Below are 1,203 nucleotides of genomic sequence, written 5' to 3'. Positions count from 1 at the left end.
TGGAACCCTTCACCGACACAGTTGAGGAGTTGGATATATCTGGGTTTTTCCAGCAACCAGGTAACTTTGCTCTGCGGGTTACTGGAGACAGCATGATCGAAGACTTAATTACAGAAGGGGATGTGGTGATTATGCGACCAGTGCCTGATCCCGATGACATCAAGAATGGTCTAATTGTAGCGGCACGGGTGGATGGACATGGTACTACCTTGAAACGTTTCTATCGTAAGGGTCACAAAGTTACTCTTAAACCCTCTAATGCTAAGTACCATCCCATAGAAGTGATGGCAAAACATGTCCAGGTTCAAGGAGTATTAGTCGGTGTCTGGCGGGGATATCAGCAGAATTTAACACCCGCAGCGATACATTAGACTTTCCAACAGTTGTCCGGAATAGGGAACAGAGTTTCCTATTCCCATCGGCTATAATTACTAGTTATTACTCTTCATCCTCATCTTCAATCGCTTCATCCAACCTATCATTAGCATCTTTAGCTAGCTTAACAAAAGCAATATTCGATGCTAATCCCACCGCCGTAGTCACTGCTCCTTCAGGTGACTGTTTAAAAATTAATAATCCTGCGCCGATTAGACCCACAATCCCGCTTAGAATTGTAGCTCCGACAAGCAAGTTAAAGGAAAGCTTGGCTTGACGAATGCGCTCGTTCAAGAAGCGGGTTTCTGGGTCAAATTCTTTGTTTGCTTGAGACATAATCTATTCAGCCTTTAGTTGAGTAACGCTCTTATCTCCAACTATAGGCTCTCAAAACTAACAGTAAGCATTTGTGGATCAAAGTTCACTTATTTCACGGTCTTTACTATGGGTGAAGCTCGAATAAAATATCGTGATTATTGCTTCACTGCTTCACAAATAATCGTGAAACTAGGGGAACAGTTGCGTAGGGTGCGTTAGGGGCGGGCTAGCCATGATTTTGCGCCTCTTCGTTTCTGGTTGAAACAACCCGCCCCGTAACGCACCATCATGAGTAGTTGATGTAGGGTGGGCAGTAAATAGAATCCCGATGGTAAGCTTTGGAATTGGTATGATTACTGCCCACCTTACAATTCATACCCTATTTTACAATTAATTTCCTGTTGGTGGGCAGTGCCGATTTAATTTACTACAATCTTGAAAAATTATAGGAAGCACTGCCCACCCTACGATTTATTTTACTCTATTTTACAATTGATTTTCTGTTGGTGG

General features: G+C 42.9%; 2 protein-coding genes. One reads left to right on the top strand and one right to left on the bottom strand.

Annotated elements, in window-relative coordinates; translation table 11 throughout:
- Window positions 1-371, top strand: a 371-nt coding sequence (locus F6K53_RS43880; protein ID WP_293087118.1) for a S24 family peptidase, incomplete at its 5' end; no start/stop codon positions are given.
- A 67-nt stretch (window positions 372-438) separates the two neighbouring features.
- Here F6K53_RS43880 and F6K53_RS43875 read toward each other — a convergent pair.
- Window positions 439-711 carry a hypothetical protein gene (locus tag F6K53_RS43875; RefSeq protein WP_075897574.1) on the bottom strand — a complete coding sequence of 91 codons (273 nt, stop codon included), beginning with the start codon at window positions 709-711 and terminating at the stop codon, window positions 439-441.
- Between the last annotated feature and the right edge of the window lie 492 nt (window positions 712-1,203).

The organism is Moorena sp. SIO4A1, from assembly GCF_010672065.1.
Classification (GTDB): domain Bacteria; phylum Cyanobacteriota; class Cyanobacteriia; order Cyanobacteriales; family Coleofasciculaceae; genus Moorena.
The sequence above is the reverse complement of the archived record's forward strand: the minus strand, read 5'-3'. Positions and strand labels throughout refer to the sequence as shown.